Annotated in this window: 4 protein-coding genes; all 4 read left to right on the forward strand. The window is 52.1% G+C overall.

Annotated elements, in window-relative coordinates; translation table 11 throughout:
- A partial coding sequence (locus tag NW857_RS12540; RefSeq protein ID WP_414369145.1) for an asparaginase occupies positions 1–195 on the forward strand: 195 nt, incomplete at its 5' end.
- A 72-nt stretch (positions 196–267) separates the two neighbouring features.
- Positions 268–1035 carry a hypothetical protein gene (locus NW857_RS12545; RefSeq protein WP_414369146.1) on the forward strand — a complete coding sequence of 256 codons (768 nt, stop codon included), beginning with the start codon at positions 268–270 and terminating at the stop codon, positions 1033–1035.
- Positions 1032–1982 carry a hypothetical protein gene (locus tag NW857_RS12550; protein ID WP_414369148.1) on the forward strand — a complete coding sequence of 317 codons (951 nt, stop codon included), beginning with the start codon at positions 1032–1034 and terminating at the stop codon, positions 1980–1982. Before NW857_RS12545 ends, NW857_RS12550 begins: the two co-directional genes overlap by 4 nt.
- Complete coding sequence (locus NW857_RS12555; protein ID WP_414369150.1) at positions 1955–3211, forward strand: BREX system ATP-binding domain-containing protein; 1257 nt, start codon at positions 1955–1957, stop codon at positions 3209–3211. Before NW857_RS12550 ends, NW857_RS12555 begins: the two co-directional genes overlap by 28 nt.
- Positions 3212–3639: the final 428 nt, after the last annotated feature.

The raw sequence follows: 3639 nt of genomic DNA on the forward strand, positions 1-3639 counted from the left end.
CGCGTCGGAGAGGGGATGGGCCTGGCCATCAAGGTACAGGATGGGGCCGCGCGGGCCAAATATGCCTTGGCTTTGCACCTGCTGCAGCGCATGGGCTGGATCCAACCTGCCGCTGCCGAAATGCTAGGGGAGCGCTTCCTCGCCGTCGGCCCTTACACCCGCCTGGAGGTGGAAGGGGAGCTGCGCATGCCCTGAGCAATTCAACCGGGGCTGAGTCTTGCATCTCATTCCCTGGCAGTGCTACCTTGTCAAAAAATTGGAAGAAAAATGTTTGAGGGGTCTTTCAAAGCTCTTGACGGCGAGCTGGCCAGCTTGGTTGAGCTAACTAAGAAAGTGACGAAAGCGGTAGGCAGTGCCCAAGCTGCTAGCAGAAGGGGAGATCTCCAAGCAGTAAACCGCCAGGTAGAAAGCTGTGGCTCTGCCCTCAACAAAGCTCTCTCCCAAGTGGAGCTGGTGAGGCGAGCTCTTGAACAAGCCCAGCAAGCTTTGTCCACCTCCTCCCTCGAAGACCTGGCCCGCGAAGTGGGGGAACGGGTAGACCAGCCCTGGCTTCCTACCGAGAATCCCAACATTTTTGTGGCCTTTCCTGCCTTAGTGCACTTTGCCAGAGAGGGGGTACGTATCGACCGCAAGATTTTCCGATCCCAGCGGCCCAGTGCTATTGCTGAGGCGATCAAGCGAGCAAGAGCCGCCAAGAGCAAAGAGACTGATCCCCAGGCTGTCCTTCAGCTCATTTGGAAGGCAGCAAGAATTGCGTCAGGCTACCTGAGAAAGCGTGTGGAGCAACTGCCTAACTCCATAAGTGTAGCTGCGCGAGATGTCTTCGATGTTCTCCACCTCAATAACTCAGACTACACAGAAGCAGAATTTACGCGACATCTTTACCTTCTAGATCGAAACCCAATCAACAATGTGGATGGCTATCGCTTGATCTTCTCTGCATCTACAGGCACGCGCTCAGGTCGCTGCTATCGCATTCGCGATGAACGCGGTGAGGAACATATTTACTATCTTTTGGAGTTTGAGCGTCTATGAGTGGGGAAACCCAGAGTCGTCCACAGCTTGATTTATGGCTGCGTTGTCTTGAGAAAGACTACCTGGGATCCTTCATCCCTGCGGGTGGTGCAACCGTCAAGCTAGCTGTCGTCCCAAAAGATTCCTACTCCCGCCTTTACAAATCTCTTCGGGAAAAGCTATCTCTTTCTTCTTTTCGGCTTTTTGATCTAAGCGAAGAGTGCATCAATCTACATTCAATTGAGAATTTTTGGTTTGCCCTTGCTCAGAAGGTAAACTGGGAATCTTTTGCCAGAGAACTGCGCTATAGCATTCTCAGAAAAATTGAATATTCCCCCAGCTCAGAACTTCAAGACTGCACTTTAGAGGAACTGGCAGAGCTTTACCAGGTTGAGGCCCGCGAGATCAACATACAGTTCCAGCGAGAAATTAAGAAGCTGATTTTTCAGGACTACTCTCTGGCTCTCGACTTTCGCAAGGCTATTTCCCGTCTTATCTACGAGCCTCTCCAAAGTCCAGGCACTCTAGAAGGTTTGTGCCTTGCGGTTCAGGAGTGGCTCAAAGGCACACTGAAATCTATTAGTCAAGTGCGTGGGGCAGCTATTTTTCGAAGGATTGATAGGACAAATTCTCGAGAGATCCTACTTTCTTTTCTGAGGCTTTTCACGCGCCAGCTCGGTTGCACAGCAATTCTTGTCAGTCTATTTCATTACTACGAGCGAAGAGAAAATGGACGTCCAATCTTCACTCGTAGGCAAATTATTGAGCTTTACGAAACCTTGCGAGAGTTTATCGATGCAGAGAGTAAGCTTGAGAAAACAGCTCTAATCTTCATGGCTCCTCCAGAGTTCATTGAATCAGAACTTTTGTCCTACCATAAGTACCGGGCCTTGCAAACTCGAATTGAGAACGAGGTATATTCTCCCGATCATCCCAATCCTTGTACAACTATGGTTCAACTTCAATGAGCGCATCACTTGTAGCCCGACGAGCGATTGAAGCGCTGCGAAACGGTGTTCCCAATCCATTTGCGGTTGCAGAACTTGGCTCTTGGCAACAAGAGGTCGAAGAGAAGTTTTGGGAATTATGCAACGCCCCCAGCTTAGAGCCTGGGGGGATGCTCGTGAAGGGGGACTTTGGAACTGGTAAGTCTCATCTTCTACTAACTCTGCAGGAAAAAGCAAAGAAGCAGGGTTTTGCCACCTCGTTGGTCGTCATCTCTAAAGAGCTGCCTCTTGGCAATCCTAGTCGCCTAATTCCCCGCATTCTTGCCGAAATCGAACTCCCTGACATGGCTGAGCGCGGGCTCCAAGGCATTGCAGGTCGTCTGCAGTACAAACAGCCTTCTTTCCAGGAGTTCCAGCTTTGGGTTAACCAATGGCGATTTGGAGAGGGCTGGTGGCCGTCTACTCTAGCTTTACACCAAAGGCTAGAGGGTGACGATGAGAGACTAGATGCTATTGTCCGCTTTTGGGCCGGTGAACCCACCCTGAGGCTCTCAGAGGTGCGGCAGAGACTTCGGGATCACGGTCTGGCAGGGGCTCACTCCGTCGGCAAGCTACCTCCTGCGGAAAGTCTGCACTGGCAGCGCCTGGCTTTTTCTGCTCAGCTATGTCGGGCCATAGGGCTCAGGGGCTTGGTGGTTTTGGTGGATGAGATCGAGCTGATTGCACAGTACAGCATCCTGCAACGGGTCAAGTCCTACCGCGTTCTTGGCCACTTGTTTGGCAAGGAAACTTTACCTGAAGAACTAAAAGCAGCTCCGCTGATTCTAGTGGGAGCAGTAACCCGCGACTTTGAGCAGTCTATCTTGCAGGAAAAAGGGGATTGGGAGAAGGCACCTGAGATGGCGCGCCAGAAGCATGTTTCTGAAGAAGCTGTAAAGGCCGGCATGGAGGCCATTCGGCGGGCTATCCCCCTCCGCTCCTGTTCGGAAGCTCAGGAGGCCATTCAAGCGATGTTGCGCAAGGTGGCGGATCTCTACCAGAAGGCCTACCCTGATTGGGTACGGCCATCACTGCCCGAGATTCCTCCTCTTTACAGCACAACTACCGTGCGGTCAATTATTCGTCGCTGGATTACTGAGTGGGATGTGCGCCGGTACTACAACCCCACCGATAAAGTTCAGATTGAGGAAGACGAAGCGACTGGACACACCCCTACGGAAGAGATCCAAGAACTGGAAGAAGAAGCTTAAGCAAGCCTAGGTGCTCCTCAAAGTTGTCTGAGTTTAGCTTAATCGGCGGGAAGCTCCGCACTGTATTGGTGAATTGTGTTGACTCAAGAGCCAATCAGTGTCGGGATGAAAGCCGTTCGTGCTTCAGTTGAAGAGATTGAGTTAAATCTCTGCAGAGCTTCCCTGACTGGTTTCCGCCGTGGGTCGCACGGTGGCAGCACGCTGAGACTTCTGTGCAAACAAGTCTGGGAAGCGTGAAGCCCGTACGCTATCTGTTCGCGCAGTGTGGCGTAAGCCATGTTGTGTTTACTCAACGAAGAGGAGTGTCGGGAGTCGTTCACCACCTAGCTCGCAGCGACTGCTCAACGCTGGAAGGGATTTTGGTAGGGGTTGGGGCCTTGGCCCTTGTTGCGGTACTTGGGATTGATGGTCAAGGTGCCGGAGCCCAG

The sequence above is a fragment of the Synechococcus sp. H55.9 genome, assembly GCF_047462355.1.
Classification (GTDB): Bacteria; Cyanobacteriota; Cyanobacteriia; order Thermostichales; family Thermostichaceae; genus Thermostichus.

Bases quoted from the DNA above. Each gene is read 5' to 3' on its own strand.
- NW857_RS12550 (WP_414369148.1), top strand. From the start codon at position 1,032: ATGAGTGGGGAAACCCAGAGTCGTCCACAGCTTGATTTATGGCTGCGT.
- NW857_RS12545 (WP_414369146.1), top strand. From the start codon at position 268: ATGTTTGAGGGGTCTTTCAAAGCTCTTGACGGCGAGCTGGCCAGCTTG.